We start from the raw sequence: 24,448 nt of genomic DNA, 5'->3' as shown, positions 1-24,448 counted from the left end.
GTCAGTCCTCCTTCTGGGTGTCGGCACCCTGCGTAGCACCAGGGGCGGTCCAGTTGCGTTCGCGGGCCAGGCGGAGGCCGGCCAGAGTGGCCTTGCCACCGGTCGGGCCCTCGTCGGCGCGGCCGTCGGGGAAGCCGGCCAGCACGCGCTCGGCTTCCTTCCAGGTGCAGATCGTCGCGCCGCGCGGGGACTTCACTTCGTTGCCGTCGCGCAGGTCGTCGACCAGTTGGGTGGCCGACTCCGGCGTCATGTCGTCGAAGAACTCCCAGTTCACCATCATCACCGGCGCGTAGTCGCAGGCGGCGTTGCACTCCAGGTGCTCGAGGGTGATCTTGCCGTCCTCGGTGGTCTCGTCGTTGCCGACGTCGAGGTGCTGCTTGAGCCGGTCGAAGATCACGTCGCCACCCATGACGGCGCAGAGCGTGTTGGTGCAGACCCCGACGTGGTAGTCACCGACCGGGCGGCGCTTGTACATCGTGTAGAAGGTCGCCACCGCGGACACCTCGGCACCGGTCAGCCCGAGGATCTCGGCGCACGCCTCGATGCCCTCCGGGGTGACCCGGCCCTCGACCGACTGCACCAGGTGCAGCATCGGCAGCAGCGCGGACCGGCCGACCGGGTACCGGGCGGCCAGCTCGCGCATCTCCGCGATCGTGGTGTCGGTGATCTTCGAGTCACCGGTGCTGTACGGCACCGGGACATCGGTCGCAGTCGCGTGGTTCTCGGCCATCTATCGGTCCACTCCACCCATCACCGGGTCAAGGCTGGCGACGGCGACGATCACGTCGGCGACCTGTGCGCCCTCGCACATGATCGGCATCGCCTGCAGGTTTGCGAAGGACGGGTCACGGAAGTGCGCCCGGTACGGCTTGGTGCCGCCGTCGGAGACCAGGTGGCATCCCAGCTCGCCGCGCGGCGACTCCAGTGCCACGTAGGCCTGGCCGGCCGGCACGCGGAAGCCCTCGGTGACCAGCTTGAAGTGATGGATCAGCGCTTCCATCGACTCGCCCATGATGTGCTTGATGTGGTCGAGCGAGTTGCCCATCCCGTCGGTGCCGACGGCCAGCTGGCTCGGCCAGCCGATCTTCTTGTCGGCCACCATCACCGGCTCGCCCTCCATCTTGGCCAGCCGGTCGGCGCACTGCTCGACGATCTTCAGCGACTCGTGCATCTCCTGCAGCCGGACGCGGAACCGCCCGTAGGAGTCCGAGGAGTCCCAGGTCGGTACGTCGAAGTCGTACGTCTCGTACCCGCAGTACGGCTGGGACTTGCGCAGGTCCAGCGCGTAACCGGTCGAGCGCACCGGCGGACCGGAGATGCCCAGCGCCATGCAGCCGGCCAGATCCAGGTAGCCGACGTTCTGCAGCCGGGCCTTGAAGATCGGGTTGGCGTTGCACAGCTCGGCGTACTCGGGCAGGTGCTTGTTCATCCAGGTGATGTACTCGCGGATCTTGTCCAGCGCGCCCGGCGGCAGGTCCTGGGCGACACCGCCCGGCCGGATGAACGCGTGGTTCATCCGCAGGCCGGTGATCAGCTCGAACAGGTCCAGCGTCATCTCGCGCTCGCGGAAGCCGATCGTCATCACGGTCAGCGCGCCGATCTCCATGCCACCGGTGGCGATGCAGACCAGGTGGCTCGAGATCCGGTTGAGCTCCATCAGGAGCACCCGCATCACGTTGGCCTTCTCCGGGATCTGGTCCTCGATCCCGAGCAGCCGCTCGACCGCGAGGCTGTAGGCCGCCTCGTTGTAGAACGGCGACAGGTAGTCCATCCGGGTGCAGAACGTGACGCCCTGCACCCAGGAGCGGAACTCCATGTTCTTCTCGATGCCGGTGTGCAGGTAGCCGATGCCGCAGCGGGCCTCGGTCACCGTCTCGCCCTCGAGCTCGAGGATGAGCCGGAGCACGCCGTGGGTGGACGGGTGCTGCGGGCCCATGTTGACGACGACGCGCTCTTCGGGCTCGTCGCCGAGGCCGGCCACGACCGAGTCCCAGTCCTGGCCGGTGACGGTGAAGACCTTGCCCTCGGTGGTGTCGCGAGTGGTCGCGTACGGGTCAGTTGTGGTCATCAGTTGTACGACCTCCGCGTATCGGGCGGCGGGATGACCGCGCCCTTGTACTCGACGTCGATCCCGCCGAGCGGGTAGTCCTTGCGCTGCGGGTGTCCGGGCCAGTCGTCCGGCATCTGGATCCTGGTCAAGGCCGGGTGTCCGTCGAAGACGATGCCGAAGAAGTCCCAGGTCTCCCGCTCGTGCCAGTCGTTGGCCGGGTAGACCGAGACGACCGACGGGATGTGCGGGTCGGCGTCCGGGCAGGAGACTTCCAGCCGGATCCGCCGGTTGTGCGTGATCGAGAGCAGGTGGTAGACCGCGTGCAGTTCGCGGCCGGTCTCGTTCGGGTAGTGCACGCCGCTGACGCCGGAGCAGAACTCGAACCGGAGCGCCTCGTCGTCGCGCAGGTGCCGGCAGACCTCGACCAGGTCCTCGCGCTTGATGTGCAGGGTCAGTTCGTTGCGGTCGACCACGACCTTCTCGATCGCGCCGTCGCCGACCAGGCCCTCGAGGCGCTCGGTCGCGCCGTCGAACCAGGAGCCGTACGGCTTCGGCGTACCACCCGGCAGTGCGACCTGGCGGCGCAGACCGCCGAAGCCGGAGGTGTCACCGGTGCCGCGGACACCGAACATGCCCTCGCGCTGGTCCACCACCTCGGCCGACGGAGTCTGAGCGTCCCCAGCGGCCGAAGTCGCCGGGAGGTTCTCGGGTTGCGTGTCGCTCACCGAAGAAGCCCCTTCATCTCGATCGTCGGCGAGGCAGCCAGTGCGGCGACCTCCCGCTCCTGCAGCTCCGCCCGCTTGTTCGCGCCGAGCTTGCTGTGCTGGATGTCGTCGTGCAGCTTCAGGAACGCGTCCAGCAGCATCTCCGGCCGCGGCGGGCAGCCGGGCAGGTACATGTCGACCGGTACGACGTGGTCCACGCCCTGCACGATCGCGTAGTTGTTGAACATGCCGCCGGACGACGCGCAGACACCCATCGCCAGCACCCACTTCGGGTTCGGCATCTGGTCGTAGATCTGGCGCAGGACCGGGGCCATCTTCTGGCTCACCCGGCCGGCCACGATCATCAGGTCGGCCTGCCGCGGCGACGCCCGGAAGACCTCCATCCCGAACCGGGCCGCGTCGTAGCGCGGCGCACCGGTGGTCATCATCTCGATCGCGCAGCAGGCCAGCCCGAAGGTTGCCGGCCACAACGAGGCCTTGCGCATGTAGCCGGACAGGCCCTCGATCGTGGTCAGCAGTACGCCGGCCGGAAGCTGTTCCTCAACACCCATAGCTCAGTCCCACTCCAGTCCGCCGCGACGCCACACGTAGGCATACGCGACGAAGACGGTGACGATGAAGATGACCATCTCGACCAACCCGAACAGCGCCATCTGGTCGAAGGCGACCGCCCACGGGTAGAGGAAGATGATCTCGATGTCGAACACGATGAAGAGCATCGCGGTGATGTAGTACTTCACCGGGAAGCGCCCGCCACCGACCGGCTGCGGGGTCGGCTCGATCCCGCACTCGTAGGAGTCGAGCTTGGCCCGGTTGTAGCGCTTGGGTCCGACCAGCGCGCTCGTCACCAGCGTGCCCGCCACGAAGATCGCCGCGAGTACACCGAGAACGAGGATCGGTACGTAAGGGTGCATCGGTCTCGTGCTCCCTCTCCTTCAGCCGGTGGTCTGTCTTCTTCTGTCTGTTTCGGAACAGCACTGTGTTATCAGTACTGCTGTGGCTCAACTCACTCGCCCCGCCGGTCAGGCCGCCGGTGCGAGCTTGGTGAGACCGTTGATGATCTTGTCCATCACGTCCCCGTCCCGCGGGTCGGTGAGGTTCGCGAGCAACTTCAAGGTGAACTTCATCAGCGTGGTGCGCGGCAGTCCGTACTTCGTGCACAGCCGCATCACCTCCGGATTTCCGATCAGCTTCACGAAGATCCGGCCGAGTGTGTAATAGCCGCCGTACTCCTGCTTCAGCGCCTTCGGGTACGCCGTCAGCGCACGCTCGCGCTGGTTCGGCTGCCGGCGCAGTGCCTGGGCGGCGACCTCGGCGGCGAACGCCCCGGACTCCATCGCGTACGGGATGCCCTCGCCGTTGAACGGGTTGACCATGCCGCCGGCGTCGCCGAGCAGCATCAGGCCGCGGGTGTAGTGCGGCTGCCGGTTGAAGCCCATCGGCAGCGCGGCACCACGGATCGGGATGGTCTGGAACTCGTCGCGGAACTGCCACTCCTCCGGCGTGTTCTTCAGCCACTGCTTCAGCAGGTCGGCGTAGTCGACCTTGCCGAAGGCGTCGGAGGTGTTCAGGATGCCGAGGCCGACGTTCACCGTGCCGTCGCCCATCCCGAAGATCCAGCCGTACCCGGGCAGCAGCACGCGGCCACCGGGCTGCTTGGGGTCGTCGGCCCACAACTCGAGCCAGGACTCCAGGTAGTCGTCGTTGGTCCGCGGGCTGGTGAAGTACGTCCGGACCGCGACACCCATCGGGCGGTCGTCGCGCTTGTGCAGGCCCATCGCGATGCTCAGCCGGGACGAGTTGCCGTCGGCGGCCATCACCAGCGGCGCCCGGAACTCCAGGTCGTCACCGGCCCGGCGGCCGTTGTCGTCGACCGGCTTCGCGGTGACACCGACGATGTGGCCCCGGTCGTCCAGGATCGGGCCGCTCACGTTGGTCCGCTCGCGCAGCCGCGCCCCGGCCTTCACGGCCTGCCGGGCGAGCATGTCGTCGAAGTCCATCCGGTTCCGGGTCAGGCCGTAGTTCGGGTGGCTGGACAGGTCCGGCCAGTCCAGTTGCAGGACATGTCCGGAGCCCTGGATACGCAGACCGTAGTTGCGGATCCAGCCGGCCTCTTCGGAGATGTCGATGCCCATGTTGATGAGCTGCTTGGTGCCGCGCGGGGTGAGCCCGTCGCCGCACACCTTCTCGCGCGGGAAGGCCGTCTTCTCCAGCAGCAGGACGTCGAGGCCGGCGTTGGCCAGGTGGTACGCGGCGGCCGAGCCTGCGGGTCCGGCGCCGACGACGATCACATCGGCGGTCTCGGCCTGCTGCCCGTGCGGCACGCTCTGGCTCATCTCGATTCCCGGCCTGATTTTGGGGGCTGTGCGCTCGTGAAGGGATTCACTAAGCCTCGTCACCCGACAGTCTAGGACTGCCTGACGCGGACACGAAACCGGCCCTGACTCCCTTGCCTGCAAGCAAATTACGCGCAGATTTTCTTGCGTAATTACGCGGGCTTGACCGCCCGGTGGATGGCGACCAGACCACCGGTCAGGTTGCGCCACTGGACCCGGGTCCAGCCCGAGGCCTCGATGGTCCTGGCCAACGGTGCCTGACCTGGCCAGGCGCGGACCGACTCGGCCAGGTACTCGTACGCGTCCGGGTTGGTCGACACCGCCTTCGCGACCACCGGAACCGCCCGCATCATGTACTCCAGGTAGGCGATCCGGAACGGCTTCCAGGTCGGGTGCGAGTTCTCCAGTACGACGAGCCGTCCGCCCGGCCGGGTCACCCGCAGCATCTCCTGCAGCGCGACCGTGACGTCGTTCACGTTCCGCAGCGCCCAGGAGATCGTCACCACGTCGAACGTCGAGTCGGCGAACGGCAGCCGCAGCGCGTCCCCGGCGATCAGGTCGAGGTCCGGGTAGCGGCGCTTGCCGACCCGCAGCATCCCGACCGAGAAGTCGCACGACACCACCTCGGCGCCGGCCTCCCGCAACCTGATGCTGGACGCACCGGTCCCGGCGGCCAGGTCGAGGATCTTCATGCCCTTGCGCGGCGCGATCTCGGCCAGCGTCTGCGGCCGCCAGTAGTGCTTCTCCAGACCCATGGTCGCCACCGCGTTGGTCCGGTCGTACCCCTCGGCCACGTTGTCGAACATGGCCGCCACGGCCTGCGGTTCCTTGGTCAGATCTGCGCGGGTCACCTGTCTAGTTCATCACGGGCCAGACGGGCGCCGAAACTCACTGGACATCGGGCAGGCATACGCTTGCATCTCGTGAGTGCATCTCCGTGTTTTCGACCGGCCATCGCGACCCGGGGCCGGAGCGCTAGCGAGGAGTGGTGCCGTGAGCTTGTCTGACCCGGTCCGATCCGGTCATCAGCCGGCGCCCCATCTGGTGATCCGCAGCCAGCCCGTCGACGGAGTGTCGGCGCAACTGATGGACCATCTGCCCACCGAGGGCGGCCTGGCCTGGGTACGACGTGGCGACGGCCAGGTCGGCTGGGGCGTCGCGGCCCGCCTCGATGTTGCCGGCAGCAACCGCTTCCAGGATGCGGTGTCCTGGTGGAAGGAGCTGGTCGCGGCCGCCGTGATCCGCGACGAGGTCGGCGTACCAGGATCGGGACTGGTCTGCTTCGGATCGTTCGGGTTCACCGACCAGGACCCGAGTGAGCTGGTCGTTCCCGAGGTGATCGTCGGCCGCCGCGGCGGCACCACCTGGGTGACCACGATCTCGCCGGCCAGTTCGCTGACCGCGCCGCCCGAGCTGGTCGCGAACGAGCCGAACCCGGTGTACGACGTGACGTTCTCCGACGGAGCCCGGTCCGGAACGGACTGGTCGAGCATCGTCGCGGACGCGGTCCAGCGGATCACGGCCGGCGAGCTGGACAAGGTGGTGCTGGCCCGCGATCTGATCGCGATCGCCGAGCAGCCGATCGACCTGCGCTGGCCGTTGCGCCGGCTGGCCGCGGCGTACCCGAACTGCTGGACGTTCTCCGTCGACGGCCTGATCGGTGCCACCCCGGAGCTGCTGGTCCGGCGGGAGAAGGGCCTCATCACGTCCCGCGTGCTGGCCGGCACGATCCGCCGTACTGGGGACGACGCGCACGACCTGGCGCTGGCCGCGTCGCTGGCCCGGTCGAGCAAGGACCTGGAGGAGCACGAGTACGCAGTACGGTCGGTGGCCGAAGCGCTCAAGCCGCACTGCAAGTCGATGCAGGTGCCCGAGACGCCGTTCGTCCTGCACCTGCCGAATGTGATGCATCTCGCCTCCGACGTCGCCGGCGTCGCCGCGAACGGAGCGTCCGCGCTCGGCCTCGCCGCCGCGCTGCACCCGTCCGCGGCGATCTGCGGTACGCCGACGCCGGTCGCCCGCAACCTGATCGGTGAGATCGAGGGGATGCAGCGCGGCCGGTTCAGCGGACCGGTCGGATGGATGGACGCGGCCGGGGACGGTGAGTGGTGCATCGCACTGCGCTGTGGCCAGGCCGACCCGGACAACCCACGCCGGATGCGGCTCTTCGCCGGCGCGGGCATCGTGGCGGGCTCCGATCCCGTCGCCGAGCTGGCGGAAACGAACGCCAAGCTGGTTCCGATGAGAGACGCGTTGGGAGACTGATGAAGCTCACGAAGTTCACGCATGCTTGTGTGCGGATCGAGAAGGACGGGAAGGTGCTGCTGGTCGATCCGGGGTCGTTCAGTGAGGACGCCGCGTTCGAGCGGGCCGACGCGATCCTGGTCACGCACGAGCACCAGGACCACATCGACATCGATCGGGTGAAGGCACTGGACGCGCCGGTCTACACGAACTCCGGTGTCGCCGAGCAGTTGTCCGACCTGGGCGACCGGGTGAATGTGGTGGCCGGCGGGCAGTCGTTCGAGGCGGCCGGATTCCGGATCAGTGCCTACGGCAAGGACCACGCGGTGATCCTGCCGGAGCTGGGCGTTCCGTGCGAGAACATCGGCTTCCTGATCGAGGACGCGGTGTACCACCCGGGCGACTCGTTCACCCAGCCGGACCGCGCCGTCCACACCAACCTGGTGCCGATCTCCGGCCCGTGGTTCGCGCTGCCGCCGGCCGTTGGCTACGCCCGCGAGATCAAGTCCCAGCAGCTGGTCGGCATCCACGACGCGCTGCTCAGCCCGCTCGGCCTCGGCATGATGGGCCGCTTCCTCAACTCCGACGAGCGCCCGTACCACGCCCTCGCCCCGGGCGACACGCTAGACATCAACTGACTGCCTGCTCGGCCGGGTGTGGGAACGGCCAGCGACGTCCGATGGCGACGTGCAGGATGGTCGCCGTGGCGAGGGCGTTGAGGGCGGCATGGCCGACCCAGTCGTCGGCGGTCCTGGGCGTCAGATGCATGGCCCGGTCGGCGATTGCCTGCAAGGTGATCGCCAACAGGACCGCCAAGGCGAGTGTGGCCAGCAGCAGGGTGGCGCGTTCGACGGCGGGGCTGAGATTGCCGAGCCAGCCCTCGAGCAGCATGCCGAGCAACAGGCCGGCGGCGATGAAGCAGCCACTGAGCGCGGTGATCCGGGCAGGAGTCAGCCCCAGCAGTTCACGCATCACGAGGTAGCTGACGATCCCGCCGCCGATCACCGTCACGTGGCCGATGGTGAGGCGAGCCGCTCGACGCGCGACAGTCGCGAACGGCCAGCCGCGCCAGACGACGAAAAAGAGCACCTGCCAGGCGCCGATCAGGACCAGCGTCGCGCCGAGCACGGCGCCTGGCACCGGCCCGTCCCGCGCGATCACGTCCGAACCAGGGGGCGACTCGATCTCTACGACGGTGAGGTAGCCGACGACCGCGATGGCCCAGGCGATCGCGACCGCGATCGGACCGGCGACCAGCGGGTTGAGGCGCCGCAACGGCCACCCCTCACCGACGAGCGTGATCTGGAGCGTGACGACGAAGGCCAGTCCGGCCGGCGGCATGGTCGCGGGAAAGGTCGGTACATGCCCTGGACCGGGCGTGGGATCGAACAGGGCTGCGGGATCGAGCCGACCGGCCAGGGCCTGACCGGCAGCGGTCAGGACTATCGCGCCCGCGATGATCAGCACGGTGTCGGCCCAGCCGGACCAGCTACTGCGCAACCGGGTGCCGGGCCAGTCCTCCCACCAGAAGGCGATCATCACGACAAGCGGCAGGGAGAACGTCACCAGCGGTGCGAGGACGCGGATCGACCCCTCGCCGCCGGCACCGATCGCCAGTACCACCGCGACCGGGATGACGAGCAGCAGGCCGAGCAGCCCGAGCGCGGGCTGGCGGGACGATCGCGAGCCGGTACTGCGTGGTTGCGACAGTGGTGGTCGTTCCGGCAGCCGGGACCGGCCGGCGGGCACCGCGGAGCCCGCCGGCCCACTATCGCTCATCGCCCGTCGCTGGCGGGGTCCATCACGAGTTCCGGCGCCATCGGCAGGCTGCGGATCCGCCGGCCGGTCGCGTGGAAGACCGCGTTCGCGATGGCGGCCGCGACACCGACCTGACCGATCTCGCCCACGCCCTTGGCGCCGAGCGGGCCGACCAGTTCGTCGTCCACGTCCACGAAGTCGACGTGGACCTCGGGGGCGTCGGCGTTGACCGGCACGAGGTACTCCGCCAGGTTCGTCTCCGCCCACCGGCCGTAGCGAGGATCCATGTGGTTGCCCTCGAGGAGCGCCTGACTCATCCCCCACAGCATGCCGCCCATCAGCTGGCTGTGGGCCAGCAGCGGGTTGAGCACCCGCCCGGGCGCGAACGCGCCATGCAGCCTGCGCGCGCGGATCAGACCGAGCTCGGGATCGACCGCGACCTCGGCGAACTGGGCGCCGAACGTCAGCAGCCCGTGCGGCGTGTCCAAGGGTGGCGGCCGCCACGTGCCGAGCGCCTCGGCGTCGGACAGGTGATTGCGCGACAGCAGCTCGCGGTACGTGTCGACCGCGCCCGGACGTTCGGCGGACGTGAGGTGTCCGTCCGCCACTTTCACCGAGCTCGGTCCGGCTCCGTGCAGGGGAGACTGTTCATCGCCGACCGCCAAGGCGATCAGCTGCTCGCGCAGCGCCGTACCGGCTGCGTGGACGGCGGAGCTGACCATGCCGGCACCGGCCGAGCCGACAGCCGCCGTACTGTTCGGCAGGTCGCTGTCGCCGGCCTGGAACTCCATGTCGCGCAGGGCGACGCCGAGGGCGTCGGCGCCGACCTGGGTGGCCATGGTGAGGACGCCGGTGCCGAACTCCTGCGTCGAGGTCTGCACGATCGCGCTGCCGTCGGCGAAGATCCGGGCCCGCGCCCGTTGCGGTGGCATGAAGAACGCGATCGGGTACGCCGCGGCCGACACGCCCGTGCCGACCAGCCATTCGCCGTCACGGGTCGTCCGTGGCGCGGGGTTCCGTCCGGACCACCCGAACCGCTCGGCGCCGAGGCGAAGACACTCCATCAGCCCATCGCTGGACCAGGGATTGCCGAACGGGTCCACCGGCGTGTGGTTGCGCAGCCGCAGCTCGACCGGGTCGATGGCCAACTCGTAGGCGAGCTCGTCCATCGCCGTCTCGAGGGTGAACACGCCGAGCGACTCGCCCGGGCCGCGGGTGAACGTGGGCGTCATGGTGTTGCCCTTGATCAGCCGGTGGATGCCGAGGTAGTTCTCGCAGCCGTAGAGCTGCGACGAGACACCGGTCGCCGGCTCGGCCCAGTCGTCGAACGGCGAGGTGATCGACAACTTCTCGTGCCGGATCGCGGTCAGCCGTCCGTCGCGCGCGGCGCCGATGGTGATCCGTTGCTCCTGCTCCTCACGGTGCCCGTTGGACGTGAACATCTGCGGCCTGGTGAGCATCAGCTTCACCGGCCGGCCGACGTACCGCGCGGCCATCGCGGTGAGCGTCACGTTCGGCCACACCATCGCCTTGGCACCGAAGCCGCCGCCCACGAACCGGGTGATCACCCGGACGCGGGCGATGGGCAGACCGAGGAGGAGGGCCACGGTCTGCTGGGTGGCACGGATGCCCTGGGTCGACTCGTACAGCGTCAGGTTGCCGCCGTCCCAGGTAGCCACCGTCGATGGGGCTTCGATCGGATTGTGATGGTTGGCCGCCATCGTGTGGGCGACGTCGACCCGCACGTCTGCTCCGGCCAGGCCGGCCTCGACATCGCCGCGCTCGTTCCGCGCCGGCATCAGGCCGCCGAAGAGCCGCTGCGCTTCGTAAGCCTGGTCGCGGCCCTCCTCGATCGTGGTGATCGACCTGGCCGGTTGGTACGAGATCCGCACCAGCGACGCCGCGTGCTGCGCCTGTTCGTACTCCTGCGCGATCACCAGCGCGACGGGCTGTCCGGCGTACTGGACGACGTCGTCCTGCATCGGGAAGAAGCTCTCGCCCGGAGCCGGGCCGCCGGCCAGGGACGGCAACAGGTGGGGCTCGGCGGCGATCTTCGGCAGATCCTCCGGCGTGAGCACCGCCAGCACGCCCTCGGCGGCGCGCGCGACGTCGGCGTCGATCGCGGTCACCCGCCCGTTGGCGATGGTGGCTCCGACCACGGCCAGATAGGTCATCCCGGGCAGACTGATCTCGGCGGAGTAGCGCGCCGCGCCGGTGACCTTGGCCGGGCCGTCCACCCGGGTGACCGGCGTACCGACGGCAATCATGGCCGCCTCCCGTTCAAGCTGTGGAGCAGGCCGCGCACCATCGCCCGCTGGGCGAGCTCGACCTTGAACGCGTTGTGCTCCCGTACGACGGCCTCCGCCAGCTCGACCGCGGCGGCGTACCGGAACGACGTCTCGTTCGCCGGGCGTCCGACGAGGGCGGCCTCGGCCCGGCGCGCCCGCCAGGGCTTGGTCCCGACACCGCCCATGGCGATCCGAACGCCCGCGACCCTGTTGTCGTCCACCTCGATCGCGGCCGCGACCGACACCAGGGCGAACTCGTACGACTGCCGGTCGCGGAACTTGAGATAGACCGAGCCGCGGGCGATCGGCGTACCGGGAACGTCGATCCCGACGATCAGCTCGCCCGGGGCGATCGGGTGCTCGAGCTGCGGTGTGTCACCGGGGAGCAGGAAGAAGTCGTCGAAGGCGATCCCGCGCTCGCCGGCCGGCCCGACGGTCCGGATGACGGCGTCGAACGCCACCAGTGCGACGGCGACATCGGACGGATGCGTGGCGATGCAGTGTTCACTCGTGCCGAGGATCGCGTGGCCGCGGTTGAGGCCTTCGAGCGCTGCGCAGCCGGACCCCGGCTCGCGCTTGTTGCACGGCGAGACGCCGTCGCGCAGGTAGGCACAGCGGGTGCGCTGACGGAGATTGCCTCCCATCGACGCCATGTTGCGCAGTTGCTCCGAGGCGCCCAGCAGCAACGCCCGGGAGATCGCCGGGTAACGCTCGACGACACTCGGCGTACGCGCGACGTCGCTCATCCGCGCGAGAGCACCGATGTGCAAGCCGCCGTCGGGCCGGTCCTCGACTCCGCGCAGCGGCAGCTCGTTGATGTCCACGAGGTGCTCGGAGTGGGAGATGCCGGCCCGGATCAGGTCGACCTCGGTGGTTCCGCCCGCGAGGAAGGCACTCGCCGGGTTCGCCGTCGCCAGCGCGATCGCGTGCTGCACATCCCCGGCCCGGCTGTAGGTCAGAGGCCTCATGACCTTCCTCCCGCTGCGTCGCGGACGTGCCGGATGGCCGCCCGGATGTTCGGATAGGCCGCACACCGGCAGATGTTGCCGCTCATGAACTCGCCGATGTCCTCGTCGGTGCCGGCATTGCCCTCTTCGATCACCTTGACCGCGGACATGATCTGGCCGGACGTGCAGTAGCCGCACTGGAAGGCGTCGTACTCGATGAACGCCCGCTGCATCGGATGCAGCTGGTCGCCGTCGGCGAGCCCCTCGATCGTGACGACCTCGTGCCCCGAGGCGGCGACCGCCAGCGTCAGGCAGGCGAGCACCCGCCGGCCGTCGATCCACACCGTGCACGACCCGCACGTTCCTTGGTCGCAGCCCTTCTTACTACCGGTCAGATCCAGGTGCTCACGCAACGCGTCCAGCAGACTGACGCGCGGCTCGAGTACGACGACGTGCTCGCGGCCGTTGATCCGGAGCGGCACCGGAACACCTGTCGCTGCTTCTTCGACACTGGTCATGGCGCGAGTACCTCCCGGCTGGTGATCAGTTGGAGTCTGCCGCGTCGTACCGCTGTTCGTATCCGTGAGTCCCTGGCGCGATTACTTGGGCCCGGGGCAATCAAGGGCCTAGTCCCAGGGATCGAACCGGGTTAGCTTCAGACCATGCTGGTTGATCGGCTGGTTGATCGGTACGCCGAGCGCCGGCAGCTCGACGACCTCCTCGACCATGTCCGCAACGGCCTGAGCCAGGCTCTGGCGATCCGCGGGGAGGCGGGGATCGGCAAGTCGGCCTTGCTGGAATACCTGGTGACCGAGGCGTCCGGCTGCCGGGTGATCCGCGCGGCGGGCGCACAGGCCGAATCCGAACTCGCGTTCGCCGGCCTGCATCAGCTGTGCGCACCACTGCTGCACCGGCTCGACCACATTCCGTCCCCACAGGCTGACGCGCTCGGCACCGCCTTCGGCCTTCGGACCGGTCCGCCACCGGATCGCTTCCTGGTCGGCCTGGCCGTCCTCAGCCTGATGGCCGACGCCGCTGCCGAAGAACCAGTGCTCTGCACTGTCGACGACGCGCAATGGCTCGACGACACCTCCGCACGAACTCTCACCTTCGTGGCCCGCAGGCTGATGGCCGAATCCGTCGCCATAGTCTTCGCCCTCCGCGACTCGGCCGACGACGGGCCCTTCTCCGGCATGCCCCGGCTCGACGTCGAAGGCCTCCCGCCACAACACGCACGAGAGCTCCTCAGCGCGGCGATCCCCGGGCCCATCGACGAGCGGGTCCGCGACCGGATCCTCGCCGAGACCCGCGGAAACCCACTCGCACTGCTGGAGCTGCCCCAGGACCTCAGCTACGCCGAACTCGCCGGTGGCTTCGGCCTGCCCGACGCACAGCAACTGACCCATCGGATCGAAGACACCTTCCAGCGCCGGCTCGCACCGTTGCCGTCCGACACCCGCCGGCTGCTCCTCGTCGCCGCGGTCGAACCGACCGGCGACGCGGCCCTGGTACGTCGTGCCGCGCAACGACTGGGGATCGCCGTCGACACGGTCGATCCAGCGGAGTTCGCCGGCCTGGTGCGGTTCGACGAGCGGATCATCTTCCGGCATCCGCTGGTGCGCTCGGCGATCCATCGGGAGGCGACGCCGGAGGAACGGTGGGAGGCGCACCGCGCGCTGGCAGACGTGACCGATCCTGGGCGCGACGCCGACCGCCGCGTCTGGCACCTCGCCCACGCGGCGAGTGGCCCCGACGACACCGTCGCCGCGGAACTGGAACAGTCCGCCGGCCGCGCCCAGGCCCGCGGCGGCCTGGCCGCGGCCGCCGCGTTCCTCGAACGCGCCGCGCAGCTGACCCTCGACCCGGCGCAGCGGGCCACGCGGGCGCTGGCGGCGGCGCAGACCAAGAGCCGGGCCGGCGCGTTCGATGCGGCGCTGAACCTGTTGGCGATGGCCGAAGCCGGACCGCTCAGCGAACTGCAACAGGCTCGCGTCGACCTCCTGCGCGCGCAGGTCGCCTTCGCCACCAACCGGGGCCGGGACGCCGCGCCGCTGCTGCTCAAGGCCGCGAAGCGCCTCGAGCCGATCGACATCGTGCTCTCCCGGGAGACGTACCTGGACGCACTGACGGCCGCCATGTTCGCGGACCGGCTGGCCGGTCCGGATGGCAGTTCGGTGACCGTGGCGCGCGCCGCCAGTACGACGCCCCGGCCGCAAGAGCCCTCCCCGCCGGATCTCCTCCTGGCCGGCCTGGCCGCCAACTTCACCGAGGGCTACGCGGCCGGCGTCCCTGTGCTGCGGCGAGCAGTGACCTCGTTCGGCGAGGGCATGTCCGCGGCGGAGGAGCTGCGCTGGTCCTGGCTGGCCTGCGTCGCGGCCCTGCATCTGTGGGCTGACGAGTGCTGGGACGGTCTGTCCGCCCGATACCTCGAGCTCGCCCGCAAGACCGGCGCTTTGAGTGAGCTACCGCTCGCGCTCAGCATGCGCGCGTACCTGCTGCTGTTCGCCGGCGATCTCGGCGCCGCCGGGGAACTCGTCGACGAGATCCAGACCGTGACCGAGGCGACCGGAAGCAACCCGGCGCCCTACGGCGCACTCGCCGTTGCCGCTCTGCGCGGCGAGCGCGCCGAGGCGTCGACCCGGATCGAAGCCACCATCGCAGACGCCGGCCAGCGGGGCGAGGGCATCGGGGTCGGCGTCGCCGAACGCGCGAACGCGGTGCTCTACAACGGCCTAGGCCGCTACCGCGAGGCGATGGCGGCCGCGCACCGCGCACTCGGCGGGGTGAACGCTCCCGTGGTGCGGACCCCGGGCGCGGTGAACTGGGCCGCGACCGAGTACGTCGAGGCGGCCGTGCGTAGCGGAAAGATCGAGGCTGCGAGGGAAACCCTGGGCTGGATCACCGCGATGACCAGCGCGAGCGGTACCGACTGGGCACTCGGGATCGAGGCCCGCTCCCGCGCGCTGGTCAGCGACGACCGTACGGCCGAAGCCCTCTACCGCGAAGCGATCGACCGACTCGCCAGGACCCGCGTCCGCACGGACCTCGCCCGTGCCGTCCTCGTGTACGGCGAATGGCTCCGCCGGCGACGCCGCCGCAACGACGCCCGGGAACAACTGCGCACCGCCCACGACCTGTTCACCGAGATCGGAGCCGAAGCCTTCGCCGAACGCGCCCGCCGGGAACTCGTCGCGACCGGCGGAAAGCCCCGCAAACGCACGCCGGCCACCACCACCCAGCTCACCGCCCGCGAGAGCCAGATCGCCCGCCTGGCCGGCGACGGATTCTCCAACCCCGAGATCGGCAGCCGGCTGTTCCTCAGCCCACGCACCGTCGAGTACCACCTCGGCAACATCTACACCAAGCTCGGCATCAGCTCACGCCACGGACTCCAGCCGCGCGCCTGAAGGCATGGCCGACGAAGTCCTGGACGGGCTGGAAGCCGCCGGTCCGCGCGGAGTACAGCTCGGCGAACAACTGCACCGCATCCTCCCGGTCCGCGGTGCCGGTCAGCAGCGCCGAGTTGAGCACCGGATCGCGCTGCAGGAAAGGGAAAACAAGCTTCTTGAACGCAGCCGGATCGCTGGTCGTCCGGGTGATCATCGGCTGAACTCCATCTCGACGAAGTCGGCCACCGAGCGGTAGCCGAGCCGGTGGTAGAGCTTGTTCGACGTCGGGTTGCTCAGGTCGGTGTAGAGACACGCCTGGTTGCCTTCAGCAAGGATCTTCGCACTGACGTGACCGGTGAGAGCACCGGCGTACCCGTGCCGGCGGTGCTCGGGCGGCGTGTACACCGGCCCGACCCGGCAGACACCGAAGACCGGGCGGTGGAAGCCGACCATGCTCACCGGTTCGGCGTCGGTCGCCCAGATCCACAGCGTGCCCAGCTGCAGCTGCCTGTCTGCCCACTCGCGGTATCCGCTCCTCAACTCCTCGCGGAAGCCGTCCTTCCCCCAGGCCGCGACCAGGTCGACCTCGTCGTCCCGCATGAGCCTGGCCTGACCAGCCTCGGCCGGGAGCGGCGTCAAGGTGGTCAGCTTGTGCAGCCGGGTGCCCTTGGACTCACTCACCCGTCCGCCGCGGCGCTCGCACCAGCGGGCCGCGAACCGCTGCGCCGCCGGACGATCGCCGGTCACCCCGGCCAGCTCCGGCAGGACGCCGGCGTACGCATCGGCCACCGGCTCGGCGAGGTCCGCGCGGAGGGCGCCGAGGTAGACGAACCGGCCGGGTGTCCGCATCGCGGCCCCGACCACGTCGCCGTCGTGCACGGAGACGAAGTACGACGGCTCCGGCTCGAGCCGCTCGGCGGCGCGCTGGTGGACGTTGCTCATGATGAGCGTGTTCAGCACCGGATCCCTTTGCAGGAAGGGGAACACGGTCCGCTCGAAGGCCTCGGCATCACTCGTCACACGCACATCCATGCCCGGGAGAGTACGCCTCGGCCCGGTTCCGGTCGCGCGGATTTACACTGCGAGCATGTCGACGACGCGGTTGCTGTTGCTCGGGGTCGTGCGGATCTTCCAGCCGGCCTACGGCTACCAGTTGCGTCGTGAGTTGCTGACCTGGGACGTGCAGGACTGGGCCAACATCAACCCGGGCTCGATCTACACCGGGCTGCGGACGCTGGCCAAGCACGGCTACCTGCAGGAACTCGACGAGGAGAGCGGTCAGCGGCCGGGGCGCACCTCGTACAAGCTGACGGCCGATGGCGAGACGGAGTACTTCTCGCTGCTGCGCGGCATGCTCTGGACGGTCGACAGCTTCCACCCCGACAAGATGCAGGCGGCGCTGGCCTTCCTCTGGTCGCTGCGCCGCGACGAGGTCCTAGCGGCCCTGGAGGCCCGCATGACCCAGGTGGAGTCGTGGCTCAAGGCCGAGCCCTTCTCCGAACGCCAGATCCTCGAAGCCCCCGCCACCCCCAACCACGTGGTCGAGATGTTCCGCATCTCGACCGCCCGGGACAAGGGCGAGCTGGAGTGGACCCGGGAGTTCCACCAGCGCGTCGCCGACGGCGCCTATTCGTTCGCCGGCGAGGCCGCCGACTGGGAGCCGTACCCCGGCATGGTCACCCACTGGCGTGAGATCCCCGACCGCTCCGGCGACAGCCCGGACCACTCCGCCGACTGACCCACACCCCCCTCGGCCGCCCCTCCACCCGGTATCTGGTTCGGGGTTTAATCAACATTGACTAGTCAAAGTTGATCGCTCAGACTGTCCGCATGATGATCGAAGCTCGCGGACTTGTCCGCACCTTCAAAACCAAGCGCGGGCCGGTGCAGGCCGTGCAGGGGGTTGATCTGGATGTCGCCGACGGGGAGATCGTCGGCTTTCTCGGCCCGAACGGGGCCGGCAAGACCACCACGCTGCGGATGCTGGCCACGCTGATCCAGCCGACCAGTGGGACCGCAACGGTGGCCGGCTGCGACCTGGCCAAGGATCCGGTCGGCGTACGACGTGGGATCGGCTACGTGCCGCAGAGCGGGTCGACCCTGCCCGAGGCGATCGCCGGTGACGAGGTCGTCGACCATGCCCGGCTGTACGGCGTACCGAAGGCGAAGGCGGCCGCGGACGGTCAGCGGTTGTTCGAGGAGATGGATCTGCCTGGGCTGTGGCGGCGGCAGTGCAAGACGCTGTCCGGCGGTCAGCGTCGCAGGCTCGACATCGTGATGGGGCTGATCCACGAGCCGAAGCTGATCTTCCTGGACGAGCCGACCACGGGCCTCGACCCGCAGGCGCGGGCCAACCTGTGGGAGCACATCCGCGGCCTGCGCGACCGGGGCGCGACGATCTTCCTCACCACCCATTACCTGGACGAGGCGGACGCGCTGTGCGACCGGATCCTGGTCATCGACCACGGCAAGATCGTTGCCTCCGGCACCCCTGAGGCGCTGAAGCAGCAGGTCTCCGGCGACGCGGTCCGGCTCAGTCTGGCCGATGCCGGCCGGGCGCCCGCGGTGAGCAAGATCGTCGGCGAACTGGACGGTGCGGTCGAGGTGGAGACCGACGGCGACGTGGTCGGCTTCCGGATCCCGCGCGGCGGGTCGGTGCTGCCCGGCCTGCTCCGCTCGATCGATGCCCAGGGCATCGAACTGCAGGGGGTCGAGGTGCATCGACCGACGCTGGACGACGTGTTCCTGAGCATGACCGGCCGGTCGTTGCGCGACGACGACGTCACCCCGGCCGAGACCGAGGAGAAGCAGGAGGTTGTGGCGTGACCACGCTTCGCGAGACCTGGATCGTGTTCCACCGGGCCATGCGGTTGTCGCTACGGAACCCGATGTGGTCGATTCTGATGCTCAGCCAGCCGCTGATGTATCTGTTCCTGTTCGGCCCGCTGCTGAAGCCGATCACCGCGGAGATCAGCCAGGGCGCGACCACCAACGCCTACCAGGTGTTCATTCCGGGCCTGATCGTCCAGCTCGGCATGTTCGGCGCGATGTTCGTCGGCTTCGGCCTGATCGCGGAGTACCGGGCTGGTGTGATCGAGGCCGACCGGGTGACGCCGGCATCCCGGATCGCCTTGATGGCAGGGCGAGTACTGCGTGATGTCGTCGTCCTCGTGGTCCAGTCCATCCTCCTGCTCCTCGCGGCCATCCCGCTCGGCCTGCGGGCACCGTGGAGCGGCGTACTGCTGTCGCTGGTGATCGTCGCACTTCTCGGCGCGACCTTCGCCTCGCTGTCGTACTCCGTCGCGCTCATCACGAAGAGCGAGGACGCACTGGCCCCGCTGCTGAACGGGATCGCGATGCCGTTGCTGCTGCTGTCCGGCATCCTGCTGCCGATGCAGATCGGCCCGGAGTGGCTGCAGCGGCTGTCCGACATCAGCCCGCTGAAGCACGTGGTGAACGGCGTCCGTTCGCTGTTCCGCGGCGACATCAGCAGTTCGTCGTCGCTGTGGGGCCTGTTCTGGGTCGTGCTGCTGACGGTCGTCGGCCTGGCCGTCGGAGCCCGCACCTTCCGCAAGGAATCCGCCTGACGCAAGTTGTTGTTCATCGGGGAGTCGCCCAGCCTGCCTAGCCTCCGGCTGTGCGCTCGCCGATGATCCGTGGAGTGGTCGGCTCCGCCGTCGTCGCTGTCGCGAGTCTGGTGACCTCGGTGGTGCCGCCCTCGTCATGGGTGGCGGACCTGCCGATCACCGGTGACCTGCGGACCACTCTGGCCGGCCGGATGGTCGGACTCACCTTCATGGTGGCCGGGCTCGGACTGATGGCATGGGCCTGGCTGTCCTCGGGCCGCCAGGTCATGACTGGGCAACGCACACCGTTGCTGCGGATGGCGGCGTACTGGAGTGCGCCGCTGCTGCTGATCCCGCCGCTGTTCAGCCGGGACGCCTGGAGCTACGCCGCGCAGGGCGCACTGGTGGCCGAGGGATACAACCCGTACGAGGTCGGTCCCGGCGCACTGTCCGGCCACATCGTCGAAGCGGTCGACCCGATGTGGATGCAGACTCCGGCGCCGTACGGGCCGCTGCCACTCGCGTACGGCGGCCTGATGGCGCACCTCACGATGGATCCGTACGTGCTGATGCTGGCCCACCGGCTCCTCGCCGTACTGGGCATCGTGCTGATCGCCTGGGCCGTGCCACGGCTGGCAACGGCCTGCCGCGTCGATCCGGCCATCGCGACCTGGCTGGTGGTGGCCAACCCGATGCTGATCACGCATGGCATCGGTGCCGCGCACAACGACATTCTGATGCTCGGACTGGCGTGCAGCGCCTTCGCTGTGGCTCTCACCGGCCGCTGGGGCACGGCGGCTGTTATCGCAGGTGCAGCGGCAGCGGTGAAGCTACCTGGTGGGCTGGTGGTCATCGCGATCGCTGCTGTCATGAGCCCGCTGGCCGGACGGGCGCTTCGCTTCGCCAGTCTGGTGATCGCGGGCGCGGTGTCGGTTCTCACGCTGGTGACGATCGGGGAATTGACCGGCGTGGGGTCCGGGTGGCTGGGCGCGCTCGACGTACCGGGACTGGTCCGATCGCCGTTCTCCATCGCGAACCTGATCGGTATGGCGGCGTCCGGTGTACTGGAGTGGTTGGGCGAGGACACTGCCGCGCAGCAGTCGCTCCAGATCGTCCGGCTGGTCGGCATGGTCCTGGCGATCGGACTGATAGCGGTTCTGAGCCTGCGCTCGTCTATCCACCACGCGGCCCGGGCAGTGGGTATCGCTCTGTTGGCAGTGGTCCTGCTGGGGCCGACGGCGCACGACTGGTACTTCCTGTGGTGCCTGCCGTTCCTGGCTGTTGCGCGGCCTGGGCGCAGGCTGACCACCACCATGACCGCGATCAGCCTCATCTTCACGATCGCCGCGCCACTCAACTCGTCACTGCGCGGTGCGACCATGCCGATCCTCACCACCACGGCTTTGGCGATCGCGACCATCGCGCCGCTGCTCAACCACCTGCGCACGCTGCAGCCCTCGAAGAAGGCCCGGGTCGCGGTTACTGCTGGCTGAGTGCCGCTATCAGTGCCTCGGTGATCGGGCGGTGCGCGGTGCGCGGGATGCGGGCTTCTACAACGTCCAGGCCGGCGACCGTGCGGGTGAGTGCGGCGCGGAGGGCCTCTGGCGTTTCCGCGAGCGTGTACGGCGTACTGGTCGCTGCGCACAACGCACCGAGGTCGGTGTTGTGGGGCGTGCCGAAGATTCTCTCGAAGTGGGTGGCGTGGGTCGGATCGCCCTGCTCGAGCGTGGAGAAGATGCCGCCGCCGTTGTCGTTGACCACCACGATGCGCAGATCCGGCCGCGCCTCGTCGGGCCCGATGATCAGGCCGTTGGAGTCGTGCAGGAAGGCCAGGTCGCCGATCAGCGCGTACGTCGGCCCGGCGTTCGCGAGGGCTGCGCCGACTGCAGTCGAGATGGTGCCGTCGATGCCGGCAAGGCCGCGGTTGGCGATGGTCCGGATCGGGACCACCGGGGCCAGGTCGAGGTCGCGCACCGGGTTGGAGGAGGCGACCACGAGCATGCCGTCGGCACCGACCGCCTCACCGACGATGGCGGCGACGCCCGGACCGGTCAGGCTGTCCGTCACGACCTTGTCGATCGCCGGGCGGGCCAGCTGATCGGCCTGCTGCCAGCGCTCCAGCCAGTCGGTGGTGTCCGGCCCGGTGACCTCGAGCCCGGTGACGACGGACGCCGCGCGGCGGGCCGGGTCCGGCCACAGCCCGGTCGGCGAGACCACGACCACCTCGAGGTCGTGGCGAGCCAGCAGCTTGGAGACCGGCCGGGACAGCGTCGGGTGCCCGAACACCAGCACCCGCTCGATCTCCCCGGCCAAAGCGTTTGCCTGCAGCAATAACCGGTACGCCGAGATGACCGCCGGACCGGTCCGCGCCCGACTGGACGGCTCGGCGAATAACGGCCACTGACCCGCCTCCGCCACCAGCCGCGCCGCCTGCGATGCACCGTCGCCTGCAACCACCACAGTCTTAGGGCCAGGCGAGATCGCCGTCGGCGGCCCACTGGCCGCATGCACGGCAGTCCAAGGCCCAGTACTACGACCAGCCAGGGACTCCGGCCAGTCCGGACCATCGGTTGGCACCAGCGGTTCTGACAGCGGGCAGTTGAGCTGCACCGGGCCCGGATCGGCAGACCGCGCTCCCACGGCATTGGCTATGGCGCGCGCTATCTGTGAACGCCAGTAGGCCACCTGCCCGACCTCACGGACCGGCGTACCCATCTCGTGGAACAGCCGCACCGCGGAGCCGAACACCTTCAACTGGTCCGTCGTCTGGTTGGCACCGCTCCCCCGCAGCGCCGGTGGGCGGTCCGCACTGAGGACGATCAAGGGCAGTCCGCTGTGCGATGCCTCGAGGACCGCCGGGTGCAAGTTGGCGACCGCCGTACCGGAGGTTGTCAGCACTGGCACCGGCAGTCCGGTCCCGCGGATCAGGCCGATCGCGAGGAAGCCCGCCGTACGCTCGTCGATCCGGACGTGCAACCGCAGCCGTCCCTCCCGGTCCGCAGCGGCGAACGCCAACGCCAGCGGGGCGCTACGCGAGCCGGGGGCGACCACGGCCTCGCGCACACCGTTCCGGATCAGCTCGTCGACCACCACCGTCGCGAACGCTGTGGACGGATTCATCCGGCACTCCTCTTCTGCACGCGGGTCATGCGTTCTTCCCACAGTGCGGTCCTGGTCTCATCCGCACGGGCCGCGGCCAGCAGCGCCGGGTCAGGCTGCACGCGTCTGACCGGCAGGAAGCCGTCCACCGGCAGCAGTGGCTCCGCGACGACCTCACTGGTGAACATCGACACCGTGGCGAGGCCGCATGCGTAGGGCAGGTCCGGCAGCGCTGCAGCGAGTGCGACACCGGCGGCGATCCCCACGGACGTCTCCAGAGCTGACGACACCACCACCGGGAGTCCGATCTGCTCGGCGATCTCCAGGCAGGCACGGACTCCGCCGATCGGCTGCACCTTGAGTACGGCGATGTCCGCCGCCTCCAGCTTCTTCACCAGCAGCGGGTCTTCGGCTCGCCGGATCGACTCGTCCGCGGCCACGGGTACGTCGGTACGCCGTCGTACCGCGGCCAGATCCTCCACGGCCGCGCACGGCTGCTCGACGTACTCCAGGTCGAAGCGGGCCAGCTCCTTCAGGCTCTTCACGGCCTCATCCACGGACCACGCGCCGTTCGCGTCGATCCGCACCCGGCCCGCGCCGATGGCGTCCCGCACAGCCTCCACTCGCTCCAGGTCGTCAGCGAGCGTCTGCCCCGGCTCGGCCACCTTCACCTTGGCCGTGCCGCACCCGGACGCCCGGACGATCTCCGCCGCCTTGGACGGGCCGACCGCCGGCACCGTGCAGTTCACCGGTACGACGTCCCGCACCGGCGCCGGCCAACCGTGGACAGCCGCCTCGCGGGCAGCCCGCAGCCAGGAGACGCAGGTGGCGTCGTCGTAGTCGAGGAACGGGCTCCACTCGGCCCAGCCCGCCGGACCCTCGAACACCATGCCCTCGCGCAGGGTGATGCCGCGGAACTTGTTCTTCAGGCCGATCGAGTACGTGATCACCGCACGGTCTCCAGCAGCCGCTGCCGATCGACCTTGCCCGAGGCAAGCATCGGCAAGGTGTCCAAGGCAACCACCTGACGTGGCGCCCAAGTCCGCGGCAGTGCCTCCGCCACGAAGTCCCGCAGTTCGTCGCGGCCGGGCTCACCGACGACGAAGGCGACCACTCTGGTCCCCCACTCAGCGTCCGGCACTCCCAGCACCACGGCATCCTTCACGCCGGGATGCTCAAGCAGCCGAGCCTGGACGGTGGTGAGGGTGACGTTGACACCGCCGGAGATCACCACGTCGTCGAGCCGGCCAATGATGCGCAGGCGGCCGTCCACGATCTCGCCGCGGTCCTGCGTCCGGAACCAGCCGTCCCGCAGCACCTCCGCGGTCAGCTCCGGCCGCAGCCGGTACCCGGAGAACAGTGTGGTGCCCTTGATCAGGACCCGGCCGTCGTCCAGCGCGATCGACGTACTATCCAGCGGCTCACCGGCGTACACACAGCCACTGCCGGTCTCGGTCATCCCGTACGCCGGGATCGCGGTAACCCCTGCCTCGGCCGCACGAGCCTTCAGCGGGGCCGGAGTGGCGGCGCCACCGATGATGATGGCGTCGAACGAGCGCAGTGCATCCAGATCGGTGTCCAGGTAGCGCGCCAGCTGGGTCGGCACCATCGCGGTGTAGCGGCGTGGGCCGGTCAACTCCTGAGTCGACTCGGTGAAGCTGTCGCCGAGCATGACGGGCGTTTGGCCGGCTACGACCGAGCGGGTGAGGATCTGCAGACCGCCCACGAAGTACGGCTTCATCGGGAGCAGCCACTGCCCCGGTCCGCCGAGGCGAGCATGCGTTGCGACCGCGGACGCGAGCAGGGCCTCGCGGGAGAGCAGCACGCCCTTGGGCTCACCGGACGACCCGGATGTGGTCAGCACCACCGCACAGCCATCCTCGAGCGGCTCGTCCGGTGCGGCCGCTTGCCTGACGCGTGCGGCCGCGGCCGGATCGGACGGTACTGGCGCGAACGGCGTACCACTGCCGTCCAGTACGCCGCTCAACGCGGACAACACGGCATCCGGCGTACCGGGGACGAGGCGCAGGCTAGACATGTCACTCC

Annotated in this window: 23 protein-coding genes; 7 read left to right on the top strand and 16 right to left on the bottom strand. The window is 69.3% G+C overall.

Annotated elements, in window-relative coordinates:
- Position 1 precedes the first annotated feature (1 nt).
- From nuoE to E0H73_RS24110, 7 genes are all read right to left on the bottom strand, one after another.
- Positions 2–730 carry an NADH-quinone oxidoreductase subunit NuoE gene (gene nuoE, locus E0H73_RS24140; protein WP_131360299.1) on the bottom strand — a complete coding sequence of 243 codons (729 nt, stop codon included), beginning with the start codon at positions 728–730 and terminating at the stop codon, positions 2–4.
- A complete protein-coding gene (locus E0H73_RS24135; RefSeq protein WP_131360297.1) occupies positions 731–2,068 on the bottom strand; it encodes an NADH-quinone oxidoreductase subunit D in 1,338 nt (445 codons plus the stop codon).
- Complete coding sequence (locus E0H73_RS24130; protein WP_131360295.1) at positions 2,068–2,775, bottom strand: NADH-quinone oxidoreductase subunit C; 708 nt, start codon at positions 2,773–2,775, stop codon at positions 2,068–2,070. Before E0H73_RS24130 ends, E0H73_RS24135 begins: the two co-directional genes overlap by 1 nt.
- Positions 2,772–3,326: a NuoB/complex I 20 kDa subunit family protein gene (locus E0H73_RS24125; RefSeq protein ID WP_131360293.1), complete on the bottom strand. Its 555-nt coding sequence runs from the start codon at positions 3,324–3,326 to the stop codon at positions 2,772–2,774. The genes E0H73_RS24130 and E0H73_RS24125 overlap by 4 nt, the downstream gene beginning before the upstream one ends.
- Positions 3,327–3,329: 3 nt before the next feature.
- Positions 3,330–3,689, bottom strand: coding sequence for an NADH-quinone oxidoreductase subunit A (locus tag E0H73_RS24120; protein WP_131360291.1), 360 nt, complete (start codon positions 3,687–3,689; stop codon positions 3,330–3,332).
- Between the two features lie 108 nt (positions 3,690–3,797).
- A complete protein-coding gene (locus E0H73_RS24115; protein ID WP_131360289.1) occupies positions 3,798–5,111 on the bottom strand; it encodes a geranylgeranyl reductase family protein in 1,314 nt (437 codons plus the stop codon).
- Positions 5,112–5,263: 152 nt separating this feature from the next.
- Positions 5,264–5,962 carry a demethylmenaquinone methyltransferase gene (locus tag E0H73_RS24110; RefSeq protein ID WP_131360287.1) on the bottom strand — a complete coding sequence of 233 codons (699 nt, stop codon included), beginning with the start codon at positions 5,960–5,962 and terminating at the stop codon, positions 5,264–5,266.
- A gap of 142 nt (positions 5,963–6,104) precedes the next feature.
- Here E0H73_RS24110 and E0H73_RS24105 point away from each other — a divergent pair, with 142 nt between their 5' ends.
- The gene (locus tag E0H73_RS24105; protein WP_131360285.1) at positions 6,105–7,376 is read left to right on the top strand and encodes an isochorismate synthase; all 1,272 of its coding nucleotides are present in this window, start codon (positions 6,105–6,107) and stop codon (positions 7,374–7,376) included.
- Positions 7,376–7,993, top strand: coding sequence for an MBL fold metallo-hydrolase (locus tag E0H73_RS24100; RefSeq protein WP_131360283.1), 618 nt, complete (start codon positions 7,376–7,378; stop codon positions 7,991–7,993). Before E0H73_RS24105 ends, E0H73_RS24100 begins: the two co-directional genes overlap by 1 nt.
- Here E0H73_RS24100 and E0H73_RS24095 read toward each other — a convergent pair.
- From E0H73_RS24095 to E0H73_RS24080, 4 genes are read right to left on the bottom strand one after another with little or no spacing between them, the layout of a single operon-like run.
- Positions 7,986–9,134 carry a hypothetical protein gene (locus E0H73_RS24095; protein WP_131360281.1) on the bottom strand — a complete coding sequence of 383 codons (1,149 nt, stop codon included), beginning with the start codon at positions 9,132–9,134 and terminating at the stop codon, positions 7,986–7,988. The two genes, E0H73_RS24100 and E0H73_RS24095, sit on opposite strands and share 8 nt — an antisense overlap.
- Positions 9,131–11,380 carry a xanthine dehydrogenase family protein molybdopterin-binding subunit gene (locus E0H73_RS24090; protein WP_131360279.1) on the bottom strand — a complete coding sequence of 750 codons (2,250 nt, stop codon included), beginning with the start codon at positions 11,378–11,380 and terminating at the stop codon, positions 9,131–9,133. The genes E0H73_RS24095 and E0H73_RS24090 overlap by 4 nt, the downstream gene beginning before the upstream one ends.
- Complete coding sequence (locus E0H73_RS24085; protein WP_131360277.1) at positions 11,377–12,369, bottom strand: FAD binding domain-containing protein; 993 nt, start codon at positions 12,367–12,369, stop codon at positions 11,377–11,379. The genes E0H73_RS24090 and E0H73_RS24085 overlap by 4 nt, the downstream gene beginning before the upstream one ends.
- Positions 12,366–12,866, bottom strand: coding sequence for a (2Fe-2S)-binding protein (locus E0H73_RS24080; protein WP_131360275.1), 501 nt, complete (start codon positions 12,864–12,866; stop codon positions 12,366–12,368). Before E0H73_RS24080 ends, E0H73_RS24085 begins: the two co-directional genes overlap by 4 nt.
- A gap of 144 nt (positions 12,867–13,010) precedes the next feature.
- Here E0H73_RS24080 and E0H73_RS24075 point away from each other — a divergent pair, with 144 nt between their 5' ends.
- Positions 13,011–15,755: a helix-turn-helix transcriptional regulator gene (locus E0H73_RS24075; protein ID WP_131360273.1), complete on the top strand. Its 2,745-nt coding sequence runs from the start codon at positions 13,011–13,013 to the stop codon at positions 15,753–15,755.
- Here the strand turns inward: E0H73_RS24075 and E0H73_RS24070 are convergent.
- Positions 15,721–15,951 carry a hypothetical protein gene (locus tag E0H73_RS24070; RefSeq protein WP_131360272.1) on the bottom strand — a complete coding sequence of 77 codons (231 nt, stop codon included), beginning with the start codon at positions 15,949–15,951 and terminating at the stop codon, positions 15,721–15,723. The genes E0H73_RS24075 and E0H73_RS24070 overlap by 35 nt on opposite strands.
- Positions 15,948–16,769 (bottom strand): GNAT family N-acetyltransferase, encoded by an 822-nt coding sequence (locus tag E0H73_RS24065; RefSeq protein ID WP_131360270.1) that lies wholly within the window; start codon positions 16,767–16,769, stop codon positions 15,948–15,950. The genes E0H73_RS24070 and E0H73_RS24065 overlap by 4 nt, the downstream gene beginning before the upstream one ends.
- 55 nt (positions 16,770–16,824) lie before the next feature.
- Here E0H73_RS24065 and E0H73_RS24060 point away from each other — a divergent pair, with 55 nt between their 5' ends.
- From E0H73_RS24060 to mptB, 4 genes are all read left to right on the top strand, one after another.
- On the top strand, positions 16,825–17,475 hold the full coding sequence (locus E0H73_RS24060) for a PadR family transcriptional regulator (RefSeq protein ID WP_131360268.1): 651 nt from the start codon (positions 16,825–16,827) through the stop codon (positions 17,473–17,475).
- A gap of 92 nt (positions 17,476–17,567) precedes the next feature.
- Positions 17,568–18,563 (top strand): ATP-binding cassette domain-containing protein, encoded by a 996-nt coding sequence (locus tag E0H73_RS24055; RefSeq protein WP_131360266.1) that lies wholly within the window; start codon positions 17,568–17,570, stop codon positions 18,561–18,563.
- Positions 18,560–19,324, top strand: coding sequence for an ABC transporter permease (locus E0H73_RS24050; RefSeq protein ID WP_131360264.1), 765 nt, complete (start codon positions 18,560–18,562; stop codon positions 19,322–19,324). Before E0H73_RS24055 ends, E0H73_RS24050 begins: the two co-directional genes overlap by 4 nt.
- A 50-nt stretch (positions 19,325–19,374) precedes the next feature.
- Positions 19,375–20,796, top strand: a complete 1,422-nt coding sequence (gene mptB / locus E0H73_RS24045) for a polyprenol phosphomannose-dependent alpha 1,6 mannosyltransferase MptB (protein ID WP_238164197.1) — start codon at positions 19,375–19,377, stop codon at positions 20,794–20,796.
- Here mptB and menD read toward each other — a convergent pair.
- From menD to menE, 3 genes are read right to left on the bottom strand one after another with little or no spacing between them, the layout of a single operon-like run.
- Positions 20,783–22,423, bottom strand: coding sequence for a 2-succinyl-5-enolpyruvyl-6-hydroxy-3-cyclohexene-1-carboxylic-acid synthase (gene menD, locus E0H73_RS24040; protein WP_131360262.1), 1,641 nt, complete (start codon positions 22,421–22,423; stop codon positions 20,783–20,785). The two genes, mptB and menD, sit on opposite strands and share 14 nt — an antisense overlap.
- Complete coding sequence (locus E0H73_RS24035; RefSeq protein WP_131360260.1) at positions 22,420–23,352, bottom strand: o-succinylbenzoate synthase; 933 nt, start codon at positions 23,350–23,352, stop codon at positions 22,420–22,422. Before E0H73_RS24035 ends, menD begins: the two co-directional genes overlap by 4 nt.
- A complete protein-coding gene (menE, locus tag E0H73_RS24030) occupies positions 23,349–24,440 on the bottom strand; it encodes an o-succinylbenzoate--CoA ligase (RefSeq protein ID WP_131360258.1) in 1,092 nt (363 codons plus the stop codon). Before menE ends, E0H73_RS24035 begins: the two co-directional genes overlap by 4 nt.
- Between the last annotated feature and the right edge of the window lie 8 nt (positions 24,441–24,448).

It is taken from the genome of Kribbella pittospori (assembly GCF_004331465.1).
In the GTDB taxonomy this organism is placed as follows: Bacteria; Actinomycetota; Actinomycetes; order Propionibacteriales; family Kribbellaceae; genus Kribbella; species Kribbella pittospori.
The sequence above is the reverse complement of the archived record's forward strand: the minus strand, read 5'-3'. Positions and strand labels throughout refer to the sequence as shown.